Below are 19,937 nucleotides of genomic sequence, written 5' to 3'. Positions count from 1 at the left end.
ATTTACTGGAAGGGCTTATCCAACCAGGTTTCCTGCCAGGGCAGGCCGTACTTGTTCAGGTCATCCATAAAGGGATCCGGATCCATCTGCTCCATATTCCACACGCCGGGCTTCATCCACTTGCCTTCCAGCATCATCTTGGCACCGATCATGGCCGGTACGCCGGTGGTGTAGGAGATCGCCTGGGACTGAACTTCCTGGTAGCAGTCCTGGTGGTCGCAGGTGTTGTAGACGTAGTAGATTTTCTCTTCGCCGTCTTTGGTGCCCCGAATAATGTTGCCGATGCAGGTCTTGCCCTTGGTCAGCGGACCGAGGCTGGCGGGATCTGGCAGCAGCTCTTTAAGGAACTGGATAGGTACAATTTCCTGGCCCTGGAATTCCACCGGCTCAATGCCAGTCATGCCGACGTTCTGCAGAACTTCCAGGTGTTTCAGGTAGCTCTCGCCAAAGGTCATCCAGAAACGCGCGCGCTCAATTTCCGGGAAGTGCTTGGACAGGGATTCCAACTCTTCGTGGTAGAGCAGGTAGATATCCTTATCGCCAATGCCTTCGGGGAAGTTGAACACGCGTTTCTCTTCCATCGGCTTGGTGGTAACCCACTGGCCATCTTCCCAGTAGCGACCGTTGGCGGTGATCTCGCGGATATTAATTTCCGGGTTGAAGTTGGTGGCGAACGGCAGGCCGTGGTCGCCGGCATTACAGTCGAGGATATCCAGGGTGTGGATACGATCGAAGTGGTGCTTCTTGGCGTAGGCGGTAAATACGCTGGTGACGCCGGGATCGAAGCCGCTGCCCAGCAGTGCCATCAGGCCGGCTTTCTCAAATTTCTCCTGGTAGGCCCACTGCCACTTGTACTCGAACTTGGCCTCTTCCGGCGGCTCGTAATTGGCGGTATCCAGGTAGTGCACGCCGGTTTCCAGGCAGGCATCCATAATGTGCAGATCCTGGTAGGGCAGGGCCACATTGATGACCAGGTCCGGCTTCACTTTTTCGATCAGCTTTACCAGTTCAGGCACATTGTCCGCATCTACTTCAGCGGTGTCGATTTTGCGCGGCAGCATAGCGGCAATCTTGTCGCACTTGCTTTTGGTGCGGCTTGCCAGGGTGATATTTTCAAATACCTCAGCAACCTGTGCGCACTTGTGCGCAACCACCTGGCCGACACCGCCGGCGCCGATGATCAGTACGTTGGCCATAAAGATCTCCTTAAATCTGCGGCTAATGTTACCGCTATATTCTCAAAGGCGTTGGCGCCTCATTTTTAAAATTTATTTTTCAAAGTAGGTGTAACCGCTCATGCTGGCGGTATAGGTTTGCAAAATCTGTTTGCGTTGGGCGGCGGTAATCAACCCCTGCTTGACGGCGCGTTCTGCCAGGCGGCGGAAGCGCTCAAACAGCGCCTTGGGCTGGTATTCCACGTAGCTTAACACGTCAGAAATACTGTCACCGTGAATCTCGTGGCTGAAGTCTATGCTTCCGTCTTCCTGGATGCGCACACTCACAACATTGGTGTCCCCAAACAGGTTGTGCAGGTCACCCAGGGTCTCCTGGTAGGCGCCAATTAAGAAGGTGCCGAGAATATAGTCCTCGCCATCCTTTAGCTCGTGTAAAGGCAGGGTTTTCTGCTCTTTTTCCCGGCCAATAAAGCGGTCGATCTTACCATCACAGTCACAGGTGATGTCGGCGATGATGGCGGAGCGCGTCGGGGCTTCGTCCAGGCGGTGGATCGGCAGCAGTGGGAATACCTGATCGATAGCCCAGATGTCCGGTACCGATTGGAATACGCTCACATTGGCGTAGTAGATATCCGACAGTACCTCCGGCAGAGCTTGCAGATCTGCGGGAATCTCTTCGGCCTCATCGAGTAATTTGCGAATATCCTGGGCGCTCTGCAGGAACAGGTTTTCCGCATTGGCGCGTTCGCGCAGGCTCACCTGGCCGTGCAGATACAGAGAGCGCACTTCATCGCGGTAGTAGAGTGCGTCGTTGTAACTCTCTTGCAGGTTTTTGGGAGTGATACTGCGCACTGCGTCCTGCAGGTTGAGCAGCATCTGGTGGTCACCTTCGCTGATCTTGGTGTGCTCCAGCTCCACCGGCTCGAAACGGGTAGTGTCGAGAATATCGAATAGCAGTACAGAGGAGTAGGCTACAGTGGCGCGGCCGGATTCGGTGATAATCACCGGATGTTCGACTCCCTCGCTATCGAGGGTGCCCATAATGGCTTCCACTACATCGACACAGTATTCGTCCAGGGAGTAATTCTTTGAGTGGGTGTAATTGGTCTTGCTGCCATCGTAATCCACCGCCAGGCCACCGCCCAGATCCAGGTAGCCCATGGGTGCGCCTTCTTCCACCAGATCGGCGTAGTAGCGGCAGGCTTCCAGAACTCCGGTGCGGATGTCGCGGATATTCGGTACCTGTGAGCCCAGGTGATAGTGCAACAACTTGAGACAGTCGAGCATATCGTGGTTGCGCAGTTGATCGACCATGGCGATCAGGTCGTTACTGCCCAGACCGAAAATACTGCGGTCGCCACTGGTCGCATTCCAGTAGCCGCCCACCTTGGAGGCGAGTTTTACCCGTGCGCCGATATTGGGGCGCACCTGCTCGCGCTCGGCGCAGCGGATAATGGTCTCCACTTCCGAGGGCGTTTCCACGACGAAGAAAACCTGTACGCCCAGGCGTTGGGCCTGCAGTCCGAGGTTAATAAATTCCTCGTCCTTATAGCCGTTGCAAACGATCAGGGATTCGGTGTTATCCAGAATGGACAGGGCAGCGATAAGTTCTGCTTTACTGCCCGCCTCCAGGCCGTGGTTAAAGCGGCGGCCGGCATTGGCAATTTCTTCAATGACCTGACACTGCTGGTTCACCTTAATGGGGAACACGCCGCGAAAAACATTGCCGTAGCCGCAATCGTCGATAGCGCGAGCAAAGGATTCGTTAATCCGGGCGATCTGCGCTTCGAGTAAATTCTCAATACGCAATAGCAGGGGCATACCCAGGCCGCGCTCGGTGGCGCCTCGGGCAATGTCCATCAGCGAAACACTGTGTGTTACCCCGTTGGGGCTGTCGACTTGCAGTGAAATTTCACCATTTTCGTTCAAATCGAAATATCCGGCGCCCCAATTGCGGATGCCGTAGAGCTCGGCCGAATCTTCGCAAGTCCAGTCTTTTACTTGTTGCTTTTTCATGGCGCCTTTCTGTTGATATTGGCGGGCGCGAATCTTGGGCCCAGCAGGGCCGGAAAGCAATAACTATAGATAAAAAAACGCTAATTTTTGCGCACTGAAAAGTAAATGGGGAGCGAGTGGATGGCCAGCTCTTTTGCACTCTGCGACAGGGGGCTGAAGAAGGTGATTGATCTGCGCAAATTTGAGTAAAAAAAGGCGGCCCGAGGGCCGCAGGGAGGGGGGATTGGGTAATCAGTAATAGGTCGGCTTGGGGACAACCCGGTAGCCGCGGTGGCCATGGTCCCACAGGTAGTAGGTGTCATAAGCCACGTAGTAATTGTGTCCACCGGCTACCACGGTCAGTGCTGATGCTGGCAGGCTGTGCACGATAGCGCCGTGGGGGGCCTGGGCTACTACGTAGCCGTGAGAAGCCGGGCGATAAAAAATTCCATCGCTATAGTAGAAGCCCGCTGTTCCGATACTGATACTGACGAAATTACGCGGCAGGTGGCGCCAGCGGTAGCCATAACCGTAGTGCGAGGGACGGTAGTGGGGGCGGTGGCCGCGATAACCGTGGCGGTAAACCGGTCTGTGTGCCGCGCGATATTCGTGGCGGTGGCCCTGCTTGTGGCCTTTTCTATGCCCTTTGTTATAGCCTTTGTTGTAGCCCTCTTTATAGGCGTGGCGAACTTCGCGGCGGTGCTGGCGCTCCTCTCTGCGTTCACGTCTGCGCTCTTCTTTCTTGCGCTCTTGTCTGCGGCGTTTCTTTTCCTGCTGGCGGTCGTGATGCTTGTCGTGCTGTTTCTTTAAGTGGCGCTGCTCGCGTTCGGCTCTTCCATATTTGTGGTGGTCGTCCATGGCGCGCTGGTGCCCGCGATGTGACTCGGACAGGGCGGGTGCTGCGATCAGCAGCAGGCTTAGGGTGGCGATGGCAGTAGTGAGGTGTTTCATAACATCTCTCCCGAGCGTGGGGCTCTTTTCTTTCAGATCAGGTCTTTTGTGTATCTTGGCGTGAAGTTTGCCCTGGCGGGTCTGAACACTTCCTGAACTGAATGGGGTAAAATTCGGCGGCAATCGACGGCGTCGATAGTGACTAGCAGTTCAGGTATGGGCAGAGATTGTCTGGCGGGGCCACAGGCTGGATTCTGCGGCGAAATCTTATTGAGAGCGGCAATTTTGCTATGTTGAGACACCTGGTCTCAGCGAGTATGATGCCGCGCTGATTCATAGTGAGCGGTAGCAAGATGCAAGTCTTCCACCACGTAACAAGTCTGCGCGAGGCGCTGGCCCAGGCCCGCACAGACGGCAAGACCGTCGGCTTTGTGCCAACCATGGGCAATCTGCACGATGCCCATATAGAGCTGGTCAAAATCGCCCGGCAACACTGCGATCTGGTTGTGGTATCCATCTTCGTCAACCGACTGCAATTCGGTTTGAATGAGGATTGGGATAAGTATCCGCGCACTATGGAGCGGGATATGGCCAGCCTGCGGGAAGCGGACTGTGACTTCCTGTTCCATCCGGATGAGAGTGAGATTTACCCCAACGGCATGGACCAGCAGACCCGCGTGGTTTGTCCGGCGATGACCGATGTCCTGTGCGGCGCCAGCCGACCGGGTCACTTTGAAGGGGTCACCACCGTAGTTTCGAAGCTTTTCAACATTGTGCAGCCGGATAAGGCTATTTTCGGGATTAAGGATTTCCAGCAGTTAGCAGTGATCCGCCGTATGGTGGAAGACCTGTGTATGCCAGTGGAAATTGTGGCGGCGCCGGTGCACCGTGAGGAAGATGGCTTGGCAATGAGCTCTCGGAATGGTTATATCACTGCGGAAGAGCGACCGAAGGTTGCTGTGCTCAACCAGTTACTTAACTGGGCCAAGGATGAAATTGTGGCTGGACGCCGGGATTTCGCCGACCTCGAGACAGAGGCGCGCAAGCGAATTGAAGAGAGTGGCTTTCGAGTTGACTACTTCTCCATCTGTTACAGCAAGGATTTACAGCCAGCGGCAGATGACGATAAAGAAATCACGATCCTGGGAGCTATGTACACCAGTGCAGCGCGCCTGATCGACAATGTTTCCCTGGAACTCTGAGGGGCATCCAACTATGCAAATTGAAATGCTGAAGTGCAAGTTGCACATGGCCGCAGTGACTCAGGCCGAACTCTGGTATGACGGTTCCTGTGCAATTGATGAGGACCTGGTAGAGCTGGCTGGCCTGCGCGAATTCGAGAAGATCGATATTTACAATGTGAGCAATGGTGAGCGCTTCCACACTTATGTGATCCTCGCCGAGCGCGGTTCCGGTATTATTTCCATGAACGGCGCCGCTGCACGTAGAGTGCAGGTGGGTGACCGCATTATTATCGCTTCCTATGCGCAGATGACAGAGGGCGAAGCCGATAACCACAAGCCCAAGCTGGTCTACCTGGATGAGAACAACAAGGTAGAGCGCAGCACTAATACTATTCCGGTTCAGCTAGCCGAAGCCTGATTCTTTTCGCTACAGGGCGTTGTGCCCTGTAGCATCCCCGCCGCTTATTGATCAGACATTAATAACACTTCCTGATTAAACCTCTTTTCCAGGTAGGACTCGTCCAGGGTGTAATGCCAGAGATTTTTCTTTTGTCCCTTAGCTAAAGCGATTTCGCCGATTCTGCCAGGGTTATATTTAATCGGTTGGGCGAGTTGGTATTTGGCGATGGGGTCCCGATAGGCCTCCTCTAAAGGAATTATCTCCCAGCCTTCCTTCCTCAGTCGTTCAGCCAGATCACCAATAAACAGGGCTGAAATATCCATTTCATGCAACAGTATGACGTGCTTTGGGGAGCGCCCGAGATATTTAATTGCCATATCGTCGTAGTACTTAATACTCGCCATAAGAACGTCGACATAAAAGTTGGAGAGTCTTTCCATATCAACTGCTTTCCCATCTTTTACTGCCGTTTGGAAGAGTTCCTCGATATACCAGTCGTAGTTATTTAAGGTGATATAGGCGTTTTGATAGTTATTTTTCTGTAGTAGATCCCGGATACCATCGCGCTTTTCGACAGTTTCGCCCTCGCGCAGATAGGGAAAGCGAAAATAGGGTTTAAAGTTGTCAAATTGTTGAAGCAGCTGGTGGGCCTGCAAAAAATCCGCTTGATAAGTGGATAGCCCTGTTTCCAGAAAATTGGGATGGCTATGGGTATGATTGCCAATAATATGCCCAGCCTTATCGTAGCGGTTCATCCGCTCCAACCCTTCCTTATCGAAGGATTGAGTATTGGAAAAGAAGGCTACTTTGCCAACTTTAAACTCTTCTAAGTTTTCAATTAATGTTTTGGCCCGGGTTGGTCCATCAAAATAACCATCGGCTTTACGTGGGGCATCATCGAAAGTAATTGCCAGTTGTTTGGCGCTAGCGACTGGGATTGCCAACAAGTAAATTATCAATAATATGACTGAATGCTGCATGGTTTATTACTCTAATGAGTTTATTTACGAGCTGTTCGCCAGGCTAGGATTTAGTTGTCCTTCTATTCAGGTTTTCTGTCTTAATTTACTGGTCAGATAACCTGCGTTGTCCAGTAGCCTAGGCTCAGTTGCGGTAGAGTACGGCTTCCTATTGTGTCCACTATAGCTTCAGATGTATATGGCCAAAATACTTGTTAGTTCCTGCCTTTTGAACTGCGCCGTGCGCTATGACGGTAGTAGTGTTGAGGCTTGTAGCGATGATTTTGAGTGGCTTGTGGATACTCAGGAAATTGTTTCCTTGTGTCCGGAAGTGGCGGCGGGATTGCCTATTCCGAGGGTGCCGGCTGAGATCTGTGGCGCAAATGGAACAGAGGTGTTAGATGGAACTGCCGGGGTTATAGGTAGTGATAGAACAGATCTAACTGAGCAATTTATGCTGGGGGCCAAACTGGCTCTGGAATTATGCATGAAACACAATATCCAGTATGCAGTGCTTACGGAAAATAGTCCCTCTTGCGGAAGTAACTATATTTACGATGGCAGTTTTTCAGGAACAAAAATAATGGGTTCTGGTGTTGTATCTGCGCTTCTTCAACGGGCGGGAATAATAGTTTTTAGTCAACATACTGTTGGGCAACTTAGAGAATTGATAAGTGCATCCAGAGCTAACTAAGTTGTTAGCATTAATAAAATTAGATCGGCAAAAAGGGCATTGGTCATAGTTAGGCCTTGTAGGTTGATTAATACCGGCGAAGCCGGTGGCTGCCAGATGTCGGTACGATTAGCGCAGTGTCCCTGAAAATTCTCCTTTTGTGACGCAGCACCCAGCCTGTTAGGTTTTGTCATTTTTAGGGTCCAGATTGGCAGTGACTGCTGTGGCAATAAATAGGTAAGACTGAATACCCTGTCGGCTATTTAAAAGGCTGCAGGAGGCAGTGGTGGAAGGCAAGTTTTTTAAAGCCGATAGCAAGTTTATCAAAGCCGCATTGGTAGTGGCGATCAGTTCCGCGTTTTATGGCTGCAGCGGTGGAAGTGGTGGTGGTGAAGATCCTGCGCCTGTGGATATCACTCCGCCGAGTCTGACGCTGACTCCCGCCAGCGGGGCCTCTATTGCAGCAACCGACACCCTACTGCTGGATTTTAGCGAAGCGGTGGCATTGGAGGATGTGTCCTTAAGTGGCGCCATGCAGGAAATGGGAGAGCTTTCTCAAGTCGATCAGGACACCCTGATCTTAACCCCGATAGCGGAGTGGGGAAAGGGGCTAGAACTCTCCCTGACAATTGCCGCGCAGGATGCGGCCGGCAACCAGATGGCAGAGGTTGATGCTCACTATACCGTGGATGAGATTGCCCCTTCCGTAGTCAGTGTATCCCCAGCACAGGAGCGTTTGGAAAAGGATGGCGCAATCACGATACAGTTTTCCGAGTCGATAGATCGCGACAGCCTGCAAATTAGCGGTTCGTTGCTGGATGATGAATACACTCTGGCCTGGTCCCAGTCGCGCTTTAATGACGACACCTTGGTGATAGCTCCCAAGAGCCGCTGGCTGTCCGGGGAGAATCGCAACCTGCACCTTGAAGCCAAAGACCCCGCTGGCCTGGATCTCCCCGCTGAACAGCACAATTTTACTGTGCCATTGTACTTTGAGAATTTTGACAGTGCGCAGGTCGTGATAGGCCAGGATGATTTTTCTAGTACTTTGACGGCCATCAGTGCAAAAAATCTTGGCGAGGGGCCCCTGGGTTCCGCTGCCGTTACTGATGAGGGGAAGTTGTTCGTACCCGATTATACAAATAATCGGGTGTTAATTTTTAATTCGGTCCCCACAAGCAATGGAGCGCCGGCCAATGCGGCGCTCAATAAAGATAGTCTTGACGATAGCAGCGGGGGAGAGTTTGGTGGCGGGCCCACAAGCATAAGTTTTGATAGTGGAAAACTTTTAATAAATTACTTGTTTGGTACTCGGGGCCACAGTATTTTTGTTTACGATACTATTCCCGAAGATGGTCGGGCACTGCCTAGTGCCAAACTGCCGCAGGACAGCTGCCAGGGTAACGGCTCCGTATATTCCAGTGCAATGATTGCGGAGGGACGCGTATTCGCGGCCTCGTGGTCTAAAGCTCGAATGGTGGTGTGGGATGACTTGCCCTCAATGGAAGATGCGGCACCGGATTGGCTGCTGGGCCAATCCACACTGGAAAACTGCACCCCTAACGACCGTGAGCAAGATGGCTCGGTTATGCAGGCCAGTGCTCGCACATTGGCTACGCCCGGAGATGTGTGGAGCGATGGAGAAAAGTTAGCTATCACCGACTCGGAAAATAACCGGGTACTTCTGTGGAACTCAATGCCTACTAGTAGCTTTGCTCCGGCGGATATAGTTTTGGGGCAAGCAGATTTTGTCAGTGATGAAAGTCAGCCCCCGAGTCGACAAACCCTGAGTTTGTTAGAGCGGGGTATCTGGTCTAACGGCATTCAGCTTTTTGTGGTGGACGGCGAAAATAACCGAGTGTTGATCTGGAACCAGTGGCCACAGGAAAATTTCGCTCCAGCAGATGTTGTCTTGGGGCAGGGAGATTTTGATCGCAGTGCCTTTAACGACAGCAACCAGAATGGGGTTACTGACGAGGGGGAGTTGCCAAGTGCTGCTACGCTGAAATGGCCCGACGGTATTACCGCTTATGAAGATAAGTTGATTATCAACGACTCGGGTAATAACCGCTTTCTTATTTTCCAATCTCGTTAGTTTTCTCTGTTAAATGTACCGGGCTGGTAACCCGGTACAGGCAAACTTAAGTTGATTTGTTTTCTGAGGTTGCAGTCGGACTGCCTGTTCCCAGGGTTCCGGCTGAGATTAGCGGCGGTAGAGGTGCAGAGGTTTTAGCGGGCTCAGCCAAAGTTTTAGGGATAAATAAAGAAGACTTAACTGAGCAATTTATACGGGGAGCTAAACGGGCATTACAGCTATGTCTGCAGCACAATATTAAATACGCAGTACTTACGGAAAATAGCCCATCATGTGGTAGTGATTATATTTACGATGGTAGTTTTTCTGGTGCGAAAATAGTTGGTTCTGGCGTTGTGTCTGCACTACTGAGGAGGGAGGGTATACAGGTATTTAACCAGAATATTGTGGGCAGGCTTAGGAAACTTTTGGAAGTATCCAGAGATAATTAAGCTTTCCAGATATATAGTCATATTAAAGGTAGGTATAAAAGTGAATTCTAAAGTTATCAATTTTAAAGAAAAATTGAACCTGTTCTCGGAGCACTGGTCCCCTAAAGTGATTGCCGAGATGAACGATTACCAGTTTAAATTGGTTAAGATCCAGGGTGAATTTACCTGGCATGATCATCCCGATACCGATGAGGTGTTTGTTGTAATTTCCGGGCATATGCAGATCGAGTTTCGCGATAGTGTCATATCCCTTGGACCTGGTGAGATGACGGTAGTACCAAAGGGTGTGGAGCATAAACCCAGAGCTGAACAGGAATGTGAAGTACTGTTGATTGAGCCTAAAGGAGTCGTTAATACGGGCGATGCCGGTGGAGATCTAACTGCGAAAAATGATGTCTGGATCTAAGTGATTGAGCTGTTAATCAACTTTCTTTTACTGTTTTCTTGTCTGATTAACTTGCACCTTTCAGGACCTGCGTTGGATTGTCTTCGCCCCATGCCAAATTTTGAGATGAGGGGACTGTTTCGCAGCGGCTATGTTATAAAGTGACAAGAATAAAGCTCTAATAAACTCAGATTTCTCTAGGCTAGCCATGCCACGCTAATAATAAAGGAGAAGATGATGTCTGAAGTGCATACCCGCCCAGTCTCCCCCGGTTTTGCTGCCAATGCGCTTATTAGCGCCGAAGACTACGAGACAATGTACCGCCAGTCGGTAGAGAGCCCAGAGGCGTTTTGGGCACAACAGGCCAAGGACTTTTTGCAGTGGGACAAGCCGTTCACTCAGGTTCTTGAGGAGGATCTGCACAAAGGTCATACCGCCTGGTTCTCCGATGGCCAGTTGAACGTAACCGTAAACTGCATCGATCGGCACCTGGCAAGCCGTGGCGAGCAGACTGCGATTCTGTGGGAGGGAGATGATCCCGCTGATAGTAAGGCAATCAGCTATCAGAGCCTTTATGAAAATGTGTGTCGCTTGGCCAACCTGCTGAAATCCCGGGGGGTTAAAAAGGGAGATCGGGTGTGTATTTATATGCCGATGATCCCCGAGGCGGCTTACGCCATGCTCGCCTGTGCCCGTATCGGCGCTGTGCATTCGGTAGTATTTGGTGGTTTCTCCCCGGTGTCCCTGAAAGACCGTATTCTCGATTCTGATTGTCGCCTGGTGATTACTGCTGATGAAGCGGTTCGCGGCGGTAAGCGAGTACCGCTTAAAGCCAATGTGGATAAAGCACTGGTGGACTGCCCCAATGTGCATACGACAATTGTGGTTAAACACACCGGCACACCGGTAGACTGGGATAGTAAGCGGGATATCTGGTATGGCGAATCCATAGGTGAGATGGAGCCGGACTGCGCGCCTGAAGTGATGGGAGCGGAGGACCCGCTGTTTATCCTTTATACCTCGGGCTCTACCGGTAAACCCAAAGGGGTCCTGCATACCACTGCCGGCTATCTGCTGATGGCCACCATGACCTTCAAATATACCTTTGATTACCGCGAGGGAGAGATTTTCTGGTGTACTGCCGATGTGGGCTGGATCACTGGGCACAGCTATATCGTCTATGGACCCCTGTGCGCTGGGGCCACCAGCCTGATGTTTGAGGGCGTGCCCACTTTCCCGGATGCCTCACGCTTCTGGCAGGTTGTGGATAAGCATCAGGTCAATATTTTCTACACCGCGCCGACAGCGATTCGGGCGCTGATGGGAGCGGGTGACGAGTTTGTAAAAGCCACCGAGCGCAGCTCCCTGCGACTTTTAGGCACCGTGGGTGAGCCCATAAACCCGGAGGCCTGGGAGTGGTATTACAGCGTGGTGGGCGATGAGCGCTGCCCGATTGTGGACACCTGGTGGCAAACTGAAACCGGTGCGCAGATGATCACCCCATTGCCCGGTGCCATGGCATTGAAGCCTGGGTCAGCCACTCGGCCCTTCTTTGGGGTCCAGCCCGCGCTGCTGGATAGTGAAGGCCGGGAGATTGAAGGGGAGGGCGAGGGCTCTCTGGTGATTAAAAAGAGTTGGCCCTCCATGATTCGGGATGTGTACGGCAATCGCCAGCGAATGCTGGATACTTATTTTTCCGCATTCCCCGGCTATTACTTTACCGGCGATGGTGCCCGCCGCGATAGTGACGGTTATTACTGGATTACAGGGCGCATTGATGATGTGTTAAATGTCTCTGGACACCGCCTGGGAACAGCTGAGATTGAGAGCGCCCTGGTACTGCACAATGATACGGCGGAGGCAGCGGTGGTAGGTTATCCCCACGATATCAAAGGGCAGGGGATTTATGCCTTTGTAATGCTCAAATCTGGCCATAAGCCCAGTGATGAGCTGAAGGCTGAATTAATTGAGCTCTGCCGCAAGGAGATAGGGCCAATTGCCAAGCCTGACTTTATCCAATGGGCGCCTGCACTGCCAAAAACCCGTTCCGGCAAAATCATGCGGCGTATCCTGAGGAAGATTGCCTGCAATGAGCTGGATAATCTGGGAGATGTTTCCACTCTTGCCGATCCCACTGTGGTTGACGCATTGATTGATCACCGCGAAAATCGCTGACCATAGGTGTGGCGCGTGAAGGTTTTATTGGCCGGGCATAGCCCGGCCTTTTCATTGGGGCAAGAGGTTAAATTCCTCCCCGATTTTTGCGCCATTTTCAGCTAAATAGACAAGTAAATGCCTGCTGCTTTGCACAGTTAGTAACCCTCTAACTCCGGATATTGTTTTAAGGGTATTTACAGTTAAGGAGATTCCGTTTGGAACAGGGACAGTACCTCTGCGATCACTACCGCTTCGCCGCCGATCAGCGCCTCAAGGTTTTTAATTTTTTTGTTGTGTTAACCATGTTTGTTGAGGGCGGGATTTTCACTGCCATGGAGAAAGACTTCCACCCTCTAATCCTGGCGTTGCTGGGAGGGTTTGTGGTCATACTGGTCACTGTATTTTGGCTGATGGACATTCGCAGCCGCCAGCTTCTCAAGCTTGCAGTTCCGGCACTGAAAACCCTGGAAATGGGATTCCCGGAGGAAGCGAGAATTTTTTCCAACGATGCCATTCGCCGAGGTGACTTGGCCCGTTACACTTTCGCTTTCAGGGTTTTGTTGGTGGGGCAGCTGTTCTTTGGTCTGGGCGTCGCTTCTTACGGTATTTATCACTGGTATATCTCCCCCTAATCCCAACCTTGCAGTGGCGGGTATGATTGCATGAAGTGAACCACCTGCCACAACCTCCTCTTTGTCTCGTACGTTTTAAAGTCGGCGCTGCCGGCCTCTCTAGGCTATCTTGCAGAAGTATCCGCTTCCCTCCCGAGGTTTATACGATGCTTGATCATATTCGCCTTTATGTGCACAGCTATGAACGCAGTAAGGACTTCTATCAGCAGGCGCTGATGCCGCTGGGATACCAGTTAGTGATGGAGTTTGAGGATTGGGCGGGCTTTGGCTGGGCGGATAAAGCGGAACTCTGGATTCGTGGAGGGACCAGCACCACTCCACAATTGCATATCGCCTTTCGCGCTGAAGAGCGGCAGGTGGTCAGGGAGTTCTATCGCTTGGCCCTGGAGGCCGGGGGTAAAGACAATGGCGCACCGGCTGTCTACGAACAATATCACCCGGATTATTACGCCGCCTACGTACTTGATCCCGATGGACATAACCTGGAAGTGGTGTGTCATTTACCAGGGGACTTACAGGAATAAGTCGATTGAGATTTGGGAGTAATTTATGAACGAGGTAACTCGAGCAAAATACCTGCCAATAGCGCTGGTCGTTGTAGGAGTGCTTTTTATTCTGGCGATTTACCCGATGATGATGTGGATTTGGCCGGAAGGATGGGGCTGGACTCCGCGGCAGCCAGAATACGAGCAAATGATTATCGGTATTTATGTTACCTTGGGGGTGTTTTTAATACGTGCTGCAAAAAATCCCGCCGCAAATGCCAGTTTAATTTGGTTCACTATATGGTCTAGCCTTGTACACGCCGTCATTATGTTGGTGCAGGCATTGGTGGATAAAACAGAGCGAATCAATTTGATGGGAGATATTCCCGCACTTTTTTTGATTGCTGCTGTGCTTTGGTACCTTATGCCCAGGCGAAAAAAATCTGATTGAGCATTTACTTTATTTTGACTTGCTAAAAAATCTGAATTGCTCTTTCTGACTCACCGTTATTGATCCCTGCTATAAGAGCGATAACAAGGTCTAATTTCCCGCTTATTGTTCTCCCCTATAAGCTCTACTCCTGTAATAGAGATGGCAGTAGAGATAAATAATCCCATGAAATACTTACCCTTATTTGCATTAACTATCGGTCTGATAGGCGGTGCCAATGCAGAGACATTGACTCGCGATAATGGCGCCCCTGTCGGAGACAACCAAAACGCACAAACCGCCGGAGAAAATGGCGGTAATTTGCTGCAAGATGTTCAACTGATTCAAAAATTGCAGCGTTTTGCCCGTGAACGTATTCCTGAGCGTGTAGTTCATGCTCGTGGAACTGGTGTTCACGGTGAATTTGTTGCGACGGCTGACCTCAGTGATTTAACCCGCGCAGCGGTGTTTGAGCGCGGCAGTAAAACGCCAGTGTTTGTGCGTTTTTCAACAGTAATCCACTCAAAAGGTTCCCCGGAAACTCTGCGCGATCCCCGTGGATTTGCCACCAAGTTTTATACGGAAGAAGGCAACTGGGATTTAGTGGGTAACAACCTGCCGGTATTTTTTATCCGCGACGCGATTAAATTCCCGGATATGGTTCACTCCCTAAAGCCCTCCCCGGTGACTAATCAACAGGACCCCAACCGTTTCTTTGATTTCTTTAGCCATGTGCCGGAATCCACCCATATGCTGAGCTGGGTCTATTCCGATTACGGTACACCGGCTAACCTGCGCCAGATGGATGGCTGGGGTGTTCACGCCTATAAATTTATCAATGACAAGGGTGAAGTGAACTATGTGAAATTCCACTGGAAAACTCGCCAGGGCATTAAGAACCTGACTGCGGAAGAGGCAGCAGAAATTCAGAGCAAGGACTTCAGCCACGCAACTCGCGATATGTATGCCGCGATTGAAAAAGGCGAATATCCGCAGTGGGATCTGTTTATTAAAGTACTGAAGCCCTCACAGCTGAGCAGCTTCAATTACAACCCCCTGGACGCCACCAAAATGTGGTTGGACGTGAAGGAAACCAAAGTTGGCACCATGACACTCAATCGTGTGCCCACAAATTTCTTCCAGGAAACTGAGCAATCCGCATTTGCGCCAGCCAATATTGTGCCGGGTATTGAGCCTTCGGAAGACCGCTTGTTACAGGGTCGCGTGTTCTCATACTCCGATACGCAAATGTATCGTCTGGGAGCCAACCACCAGCAATTGCCTATCAACCGTCCCCGTGTTGCAGTAAGTAACTGGAACCAGGATGGGGCGGGTAATTACGGCCAACAGACTTCAGATGTGAACTATCAGCCGAGCCGTATCGATGCGCGCACCGAGGACCCCAAAGGTCTTTATAGCAACAAGGCATTGAATGGCAGCACCCAGCAAAAGGCCATTGAAAAGAAACTGCCTTTTGCCCAGGCGGGTGCTTTCTACCGCAGCCTGAGTTCTGAAGAGCGTCAGAATCTGATTGAAAACCTCGCTGGTGATCTGGGTAAAGTGAGTGATGAAAACACTAAGCACATTATGCTGAGTCACTTCTACCAAGCGGACAAGGACTACGGACAGCGCTTAACCAAAGCAGTTGGTGGAAATCTGGATCGCGTGAAAAAACTGGCCCGGTAATTTTTACCCAAGTGCGGGCGACCTCTGTCGCCCGCTAAATTTATACAGGTGAAATTATGAGATCATTTTTATTCGCACTACTCTTTCTCACCCTGGGGGTTCAGGCAGGGAAGCCGGAAAAAACGGAATCTGATTTTACCGAACTCTCCCAGTATTATTTTGCTGCAGCCAGGATTGGCGATACCGAGGTGCTGCGTGAATTTTCGCAAGCGGGTTTTCCCCTGGATGTCCGCAACCCGAAAGGTTACACCGCACTGATGATTGCCACTTACAACGGCAACGGGGAAGCTGTGGATTACCTGTTGCAGAGAGGTGCAGATGCCTGTGCCCAGGATCGCCGTGGCAATACTGCGCTGATGGCAGCGATTTTTCGCGGTGAGTTTGCCCTTGCACGAACCCTGCTAAAGCAGGATTGCGATTCGCAACAGGTGAATAAGGCCGGCCACTCCGCAGAGGATTTTGCCGAAGTCTTTGGTCGTGACCAGATGGTTCGACTATTGCAGCAACAGCGGGCAGATGGCGACTAAGACAGTTTTTTGTGCGGTTGGCATTGGATGGTGTCACCGCTCCTATCCTGCGTGAAATCCCCTTGAGTTGGCCGCTTTAGCTTGCGGCACATTTCTCAGTTTGTCCCCGCCCCCGCGACCGCGTTAGCATAGCCAGCTGCAATCCAGTTGGTACCCACTATGACTTCGAATCATCATCCCTATGAAGCCCTCACGCCGGACGTGGTGATCGACTGTGTCGAGACTACCGGACTGATTTCTGATGCGCGTATTTTCCCTCTAAACAGTTATGAAAACCGCGTCTATCAGGTGGGTATTGAGGATGCCGAGCCGTTGATTGCCAAGTTCTATCGCCCGGGGCGCTGGAGTGATGAGCAGATAATGGAGGAGCACCAGTTCACTCTGGAGCTGGCAGAGGCCGAAATTCCTGTGGTGGCACCGATACAGTTTGATGGGCGCACCCTGATGGAGTCCGCTGGATTCCGTTTTGCGCTTTTCCCCCGACGGGGCGGTCGCCAGTTGGAGCTGGATAACTTTGATCACCTGGAGCAGGTGGGGACCATGTTGGGTCGCATTCATGCGGCCGGCAGCGCCAAACCTTTCAGCTATCGCCCATCCCTCACTTTGCAGCGATTCGCAATTGATAGCCGGGAATTTATCCTGAATGGAGATTTCCTGCCACGTGAGAACCGCGAGGCCTACGCTTCTGTCACGGGCCACATTATCGAACAGATAGCCCCGCTGTTTGAGCGGGACTGGGATATGCTGCGCTTGCACGGTGATTGTCACAGTGGCAACTTCCTGTGGCGGGATGAGACTCCCTGGTTTGTGGACTTGGACGACTGCCTGATGGGGCCGGCGATCCAGGATATCTGGATGTTGATTTCCGGCAATCGCGCAGAGCAAACCGCTTACCTGGATGCAGTGTTGGAAGGCTATGAAACCTTCTATAGTTTTGATCCCCAGCAGTTGCAGCTGGTGGAGCCTCTGCGCTGCCTGCGGCAGATGCACCACGCCGCCTGGTTGGCGCGACGCTGGCAGGACCCGGCTTTTCCCCAGGCGTTTCCCTGGTTTAATACTGCCCGTTACTGGGCAGAGCATATACTGGCATTGCGCGAGCAGCAGTCTGCGCTGCTGGAGCCCCCGTTGACCCTGGGGGCTGTGTAACATGGAGAAAGCAATAATGGATGCGACATGCACCGAGGCTGAGGCGGATCTGATCTGGGAGAAGATTCGTATAGAGGTGGCGCAGCAGGTAGAGCGGGAGCCGATTCTGGCCAGCTTTCTACACGCGACCATCCTGAACCACAATTCCCTGGAGGCGGCGCTCAGCTTTCACCTGGCCAACAAGCTGGACAATGCGGTGGCACCGGCGCTGTTAATTCGCGAGGTTATCGATGAGGCGCTACAAGCTGACCCTTCCATAGGGCATGCGGCGCGAGCGGATTTGAACGCAATTTACCTACGGGATTCCGCCTGCCACTCCCTGCACGAGCCCTTCCTGTACTTTAAGGGCTTTCACGCCTTGCAGGTTCACCGTGTGGCCCACTGGCTGTGGCAGCAGCAGCGCCGCTCCCTGGCTATGTTCTTACAGCACCGTGTCTCTGTCGTATTCAGTGTGGATATCCACCCGGCTGCGCGTATGGGTGACGGTATATTGCTGGATCACGCGACCGGTATCGTTATAGGTGAAACGGCTGTAGTGGAAAACAATGTTTCCATCATGCAGTCCGTTACACTGGGCGGCACTGGCAAAGAGAGCGGGGACCGCCACCCGAAAATCCGCCACGGGGTTTTAATCGGTGCGGGCAGCAAGGTGCTGGGCAATATTGAAATTGGCGAGTGCGCCCAGATTGCTTCCGGAAGCGTGGTTCTTAAAACGGTACCGGCAAAGGTGTTAGTGGCCGGAGTGCCGGCAAAAGTTGTCGGGGCAGCCACCTGTGCTGAACCGGCATTATCCATGGATCAGTGTGCCCTGTCGCAAGTACAGAAGTAAGGCTTGTCGCCCCGTAGCGAACACCGGCTGCGGGGCTGGGATCACTGGGGAAATGATGCAACGGCACTGTTCTTGGCACTATCCTTTGACCCATGAAATATAGTCTCAGCGCTAAAAATCTTACCTGCCGAAATTTGGAGGCTTATGCGGATTACCGCGCGAGCCTGGTAACTCCAGATTGCACCAAGGAAATTACAGGTATTGTCCGCAGTGATAGCGGCCTGCCTTCCATTGGGCTCAATCAGGTGATTTCCAATATGGTAATGCCACCGCGCATTATTCAGCGTTTTGCGCTGGATTATTTTGCCGAGCGGCACAGCCCCTTCACCCTTTGGCACAGTGCCACCAAACCCCTGGACAATGACGCTTTGGATGAGCTTGGGCTAAAGCGGCGCCAGTCCCTGGTAGCTATGGCCGCCGAGATACCCCGACTCAGCGCTGCCGAGGTTCCGGTAGTGGAACAGCTGACTATTAGTGCGGTGAAAAAGGAGGCCTTGCCTGATTACGGCGCGGTGCAGGCAGCGGCGGCAGGGGAGCTGGAAGGGGCACAGTTGACGCACTTCTATCAGGGCCTGCAGGAAATCCCCGAGCAGCGACGCGGGCGACTGAAATTATTTCTCGCTAAGCTGGATGGTGTGCCGGTGGCCGCCGGTTGCCTGTTTGCGGCAGCGGATGCACTGGGGCTCTATGACCTGGTGACACTTCCGGATTACCGGGGTCGCGGGATTGGTCGGGCCCTGTTCAAGCATCTGCTAACCGCTGCCCAGGGTAGCCACCATAAAAATCTTGTAGCTTTAGTGCCGGCGGATCGTCAGCAGCTACTGCTCGATAGTGGCTTTTTTGCAGTTGGCGAGGTTGCCCGCTATCAATACACTCCGGCGCCGGCGGCCGCTAAGCCCGACTGAAAGGGAAGGCGATAACTTCCTCAATCGATTGGTAACCGGCTTTTAACATCAGCAGTCGGTCGACTCCCAGCGCGACCCCGGCGCACTCGGGCATGCCTTGCTCCAGGGCCGCAACCAGACGCTCTTCAAAGGGGTGTACAGGGCGCTGGTTAGCACGGCGGTATTCCAGATCCTTTTCAAAGCGGCGCTGCTGTTCCGCGCTGTCGGTCAGCTCCCAATAGCCATTGGCCAGTTCCAATCCACCCACATAGGCTTCGAAGCGCCTGGCTACGGGCGTCCCCTGTTCGTCCGCCACCACTTTTGCCAGTGCCGCTTGCTCTGCGGGGAAGTCGTAGAGCAGGGTGATGCCCTCACCCATGGTGGGTTCCAGGCGGTGGCTCATCAGCAGGTCCAGGCACTCACTGCGTTCACGGGGTACAAAAGACAATTCCATTTCCCGCTTAACGCAGGAAATCAGCTCGGCTTCGCTGGCACTGTGGGGGTCCAGTTGCAGCTCCCTTAAAAACAATTCCCGGTAACTGAGGGACTGAACCTGGTCCGTCGCCAAAATACCGCAGAGCAGCTTGGCGACCTCCTCCATCAGTTGGTGATCGTCCCAACTGCAGCGGTACCACTCCAACATGGTGAACTCGGGGTTGTGTCGACCGCCGGATTCGCCCTGGCGAAAAGCCTTGCCCAAGTAATAGCAATCTCCGAGTCCTGCGGCGAGTAAACGCTTTAAACCAAATTCCGGGCTGGTGGCTAGGTAGGCGTTTTCGCCCCGGCACTCTGTGGTGATGGACTCGATATGGGGATCGCTGGTGGCGCGCTGGGATAGCACCGGAACTTCGGCCTCTACAACATTTCGCTCAGCAAAAAATGTGCGTATTTCAGCGAGTAGCGCAGCGCGTTGGCGCAGGGCTGCAATAGTGGCGGTGGGGCGCCAGGTATCTGTGCTCATGGGGGGTAGCTC

At 52.5% G+C, this 19,937-nt stretch carries 20 protein-coding genes; 15 read left to right on the top strand and 5 right to left on the bottom strand.

Annotated elements, in window-relative coordinates; genetic code table 11:
- Positions 1-2: 2 nt before the first annotated feature.
- From ACJJIL_RS20695 to ACJJIL_RS20685, 3 genes are all read right to left on the bottom strand, one after another.
- Positions 3-1,196, bottom strand: coding sequence for a saccharopine dehydrogenase family protein (locus tag ACJJIL_RS20695; protein ID WP_445355210.1), 1,194 nt, complete (start codon positions 1,194-1,196; stop codon positions 3-5).
- Between the two features lie 72 nt (positions 1,197-1,268).
- Positions 1,269-3,191: a biosynthetic arginine decarboxylase gene (gene speA / locus ACJJIL_RS20690; protein ID WP_445360662.1), complete on the bottom strand. Its 1,923-nt coding sequence runs from the start codon at positions 3,189-3,191 to the stop codon at positions 1,269-1,271.
- Positions 3,192-3,422: 231 nt separating this feature from the next.
- Positions 3,423-4,121: a DUF6515 family protein gene (locus tag ACJJIL_RS20685; protein WP_445360661.1), complete on the bottom strand. Its 699-nt coding sequence runs from the start codon at positions 4,119-4,121 to the stop codon at positions 3,423-3,425.
- 293 nt (positions 4,122-4,414) lie between these two features.
- Here ACJJIL_RS20685 and panC point away from each other — a divergent pair, with 293 nt between their 5' ends.
- Positions 4,415-5,263: a pantoate--beta-alanine ligase gene (panC, locus tag ACJJIL_RS20680; RefSeq protein ID WP_445362020.1), complete on the top strand. Its 849-nt coding sequence runs from the start codon at positions 4,415-4,417 to the stop codon at positions 5,261-5,263.
- 13 nt (positions 5,264-5,276) lie between these two features.
- Positions 5,277-5,663 (top strand): aspartate 1-decarboxylase, encoded by a 387-nt coding sequence (gene panD, locus ACJJIL_RS20675; protein ID WP_413664143.1) that lies wholly within the window; start codon positions 5,277-5,279, stop codon positions 5,661-5,663.
- Positions 5,664-5,707: 44 nt separating this feature from the next.
- Here panD and ACJJIL_RS20670 read toward each other — a convergent pair whose 3' ends face one another.
- The gene (locus ACJJIL_RS20670; protein ID WP_445360660.1) at positions 5,708-6,625 is read right to left on the bottom strand and encodes a polysaccharide deacetylase family protein; all 918 of its coding nucleotides are present in this window, start codon (positions 6,623-6,625) and stop codon (positions 5,708-5,710) included.
- Between the two features lie 178 nt (positions 6,626-6,803).
- Between ACJJIL_RS20670 and ACJJIL_RS20665 the strand changes: the two genes are divergently transcribed.
- From ACJJIL_RS20665 to ACJJIL_RS20605, 13 genes are all read left to right on the top strand, one after another.
- On the top strand, positions 6,804-7,298 hold the full coding sequence (locus ACJJIL_RS20665) for a 2-thiouracil desulfurase family protein (RefSeq protein WP_445360659.1): 495 nt from the start codon (positions 6,804-6,806) through the stop codon (positions 7,296-7,298).
- Between the two features lie 265 nt (positions 7,299-7,563).
- Complete coding sequence (locus tag ACJJIL_RS20660; RefSeq protein ID WP_445360658.1) at positions 7,564-9,372, top strand: Ig-like domain-containing protein; 1,809 nt, start codon at positions 7,564-7,566, stop codon at positions 9,370-9,372.
- Between the two features lie 56 nt (positions 9,373-9,428).
- On the top strand, positions 9,429-9,803 hold the full coding sequence (locus ACJJIL_RS20655; RefSeq protein ID WP_445360657.1) for a 2-thiouracil desulfurase family protein: 375 nt from the start codon (positions 9,429-9,431) through the stop codon (positions 9,801-9,803).
- A gap of 40 nt (positions 9,804-9,843) precedes the next feature.
- On the top strand, positions 9,844-10,209 hold the full coding sequence (locus tag ACJJIL_RS20650; protein ID WP_444914935.1) for a cupin domain-containing protein: 366 nt from the start codon (positions 9,844-9,846) through the stop codon (positions 10,207-10,209).
- A gap of 216 nt (positions 10,210-10,425) precedes the next feature.
- On the top strand, positions 10,426-12,363 hold the full coding sequence (acs, locus tag ACJJIL_RS20645) for an acetate--CoA ligase (RefSeq protein ID WP_445360656.1): 1,938 nt from the start codon (positions 10,426-10,428) through the stop codon (positions 12,361-12,363).
- Between the two features lie 197 nt (positions 12,364-12,560).
- Positions 12,561-12,977, top strand: a complete 417-nt coding sequence (locus ACJJIL_RS20640) for a hypothetical protein (protein WP_444906581.1) — start codon at positions 12,561-12,563, stop codon at positions 12,975-12,977.
- 146 nt (positions 12,978-13,123) lie between these two features.
- Positions 13,124-13,501, top strand: coding sequence for a VOC family protein (locus ACJJIL_RS20635; RefSeq protein WP_444892625.1), 378 nt, complete (start codon positions 13,124-13,126; stop codon positions 13,499-13,501).
- A 25-nt stretch (positions 13,502-13,526) separates the two neighbouring features.
- Positions 13,527-13,913: a DUF6632 domain-containing protein gene (locus ACJJIL_RS20630; RefSeq protein ID WP_444918850.1), complete on the top strand. Its 387-nt coding sequence runs from the start codon at positions 13,527-13,529 to the stop codon at positions 13,911-13,913.
- A gap of 165 nt (positions 13,914-14,078) precedes the next feature.
- Positions 14,079-15,578 (top strand): catalase, encoded by a 1,500-nt coding sequence (locus ACJJIL_RS20625; protein WP_444918851.1) that lies wholly within the window; start codon positions 14,079-14,081, stop codon positions 15,576-15,578.
- A gap of 56 nt (positions 15,579-15,634) precedes the next feature.
- Positions 15,635-16,105, top strand: a complete 471-nt coding sequence (locus ACJJIL_RS20620) for an ankyrin repeat domain-containing protein (RefSeq protein WP_445360655.1) — start codon at positions 15,635-15,637, stop codon at positions 16,103-16,105.
- A gap of 159 nt (positions 16,106-16,264) precedes the next feature.
- Complete coding sequence (locus ACJJIL_RS20615) at positions 16,265-17,251, top strand: SrkA family protein kinase (protein WP_444918853.1); 987 nt, start codon at positions 16,265-16,267, stop codon at positions 17,249-17,251.
- A gap of 1 nt (position 17,252) precedes the next feature.
- A complete protein-coding gene (cysE, locus tag ACJJIL_RS20610) occupies positions 17,253-18,080 on the top strand; it encodes a serine O-acetyltransferase (RefSeq protein WP_413664156.1) in 828 nt (275 codons plus the stop codon).
- A 92-nt stretch (positions 18,081-18,172) separates the two neighbouring features.
- A complete protein-coding gene (locus ACJJIL_RS20605) occupies positions 18,173-18,985 on the top strand; it encodes a GNAT family N-acetyltransferase (protein ID WP_445360654.1) in 813 nt (270 codons plus the stop codon).
- On the opposite strand, the gene epmA is transcribed toward ACJJIL_RS20605, so the two are convergent.
- Positions 18,972-19,925, bottom strand: a complete 954-nt coding sequence (gene epmA / locus ACJJIL_RS20600) for an EF-P lysine aminoacylase EpmA (RefSeq protein ID WP_445360653.1) — start codon at positions 19,923-19,925, stop codon at positions 18,972-18,974. The two genes, ACJJIL_RS20605 and epmA, sit on opposite strands and share 14 nt — an antisense overlap.
- Between the last annotated feature and the right edge of the window lie 12 nt (positions 19,926-19,937).

This window comes from Microbulbifer maximicatervae (SeqCode), assembly GCF_052468095.1.
This window is presented reverse-complemented; position numbering and strand designations above follow the sequence as displayed.

Excerpts from the sequence above, each read along its gene's own strand:
- acs (WP_445360656.1), top strand. The coding sequence starts at position 10,426 with ATGTCTGAAGTGCATACCCGCCCAGTCTCCCCCGGTTTTGCTGCCAAT.
- cysE (WP_413664156.1), top strand. The coding sequence starts at position 17,253 with ATGGAGAAAGCAATAATGGATGCGACATGCACCGAGGCTGAGGCGGAT.
- ACJJIL_RS20685 (WP_445360661.1), bottom strand. The coding sequence starts at position 4,121 with ATGAAACACCTCACTACTGCCATCGCCACCCTAAGCCTGCTGCTGATC.
- ACJJIL_RS20615 (WP_444918853.1), top strand. The coding sequence starts at position 16,265 with ATGACTTCGAATCATCATCCCTATGAAGCCCTCACGCCGGACGTGGTG.
- panC (WP_445362020.1), top strand. The coding sequence starts at position 4,415 with ATGCAAGTCTTCCACCACGTAACAAGTCTGCGCGAGGCGCTGGCCCAG.
- ACJJIL_RS20695 (WP_445355210.1), bottom strand. The coding sequence starts at position 1,196 with ATGGCCAACGTACTGATCATCGGCGCCGGCGGTGTCGGCCAGGTGGTT.
- epmA (WP_445360653.1), bottom strand. The coding sequence starts at position 19,925 with ATGAGCACAGATACCTGGCGCCCCACCGCCACTATTGCAGCCCTGCGC.
- ACJJIL_RS20620 (WP_445360655.1), top strand. The coding sequence starts at position 15,635 with ATGAGATCATTTTTATTCGCACTACTCTTTCTCACCCTGGGGGTTCAG.
- speA (WP_445360662.1), bottom strand. The coding sequence starts at position 3,191 with ATGAAAAAGCAACAAGTAAAAGACTGGACTTGCGAAGATTCGGCCGAG.
- ACJJIL_RS20665 (WP_445360659.1), top strand. The coding sequence starts at position 6,804 with ATGGCCAAAATACTTGTTAGTTCCTGCCTTTTGAACTGCGCCGTGCGC.
- ACJJIL_RS20630 (WP_444918850.1), top strand. The coding sequence starts at position 13,527 with ATGAACGAGGTAACTCGAGCAAAATACCTGCCAATAGCGCTGGTCGTT.
- ACJJIL_RS20635 (WP_444892625.1), top strand. The coding sequence starts at position 13,124 with ATGCTTGATCATATTCGCCTTTATGTGCACAGCTATGAACGCAGTAAG.
- panD (WP_413664143.1), top strand. The coding sequence starts at position 5,277 with ATGCAAATTGAAATGCTGAAGTGCAAGTTGCACATGGCCGCAGTGACT.
- ACJJIL_RS20670 (WP_445360660.1), bottom strand. The coding sequence starts at position 6,625 with ATGCAGCATTCAGTCATATTATTGATAATTTACTTGTTGGCAATCCCA.
- ACJJIL_RS20605 (WP_445360654.1), top strand. The coding sequence starts at position 18,173 with ATGAAATATAGTCTCAGCGCTAAAAATCTTACCTGCCGAAATTTGGAG.
- ACJJIL_RS20625 (WP_444918851.1), top strand. The coding sequence starts at position 14,079 with ATGAAATACTTACCCTTATTTGCATTAACTATCGGTCTGATAGGCGGT.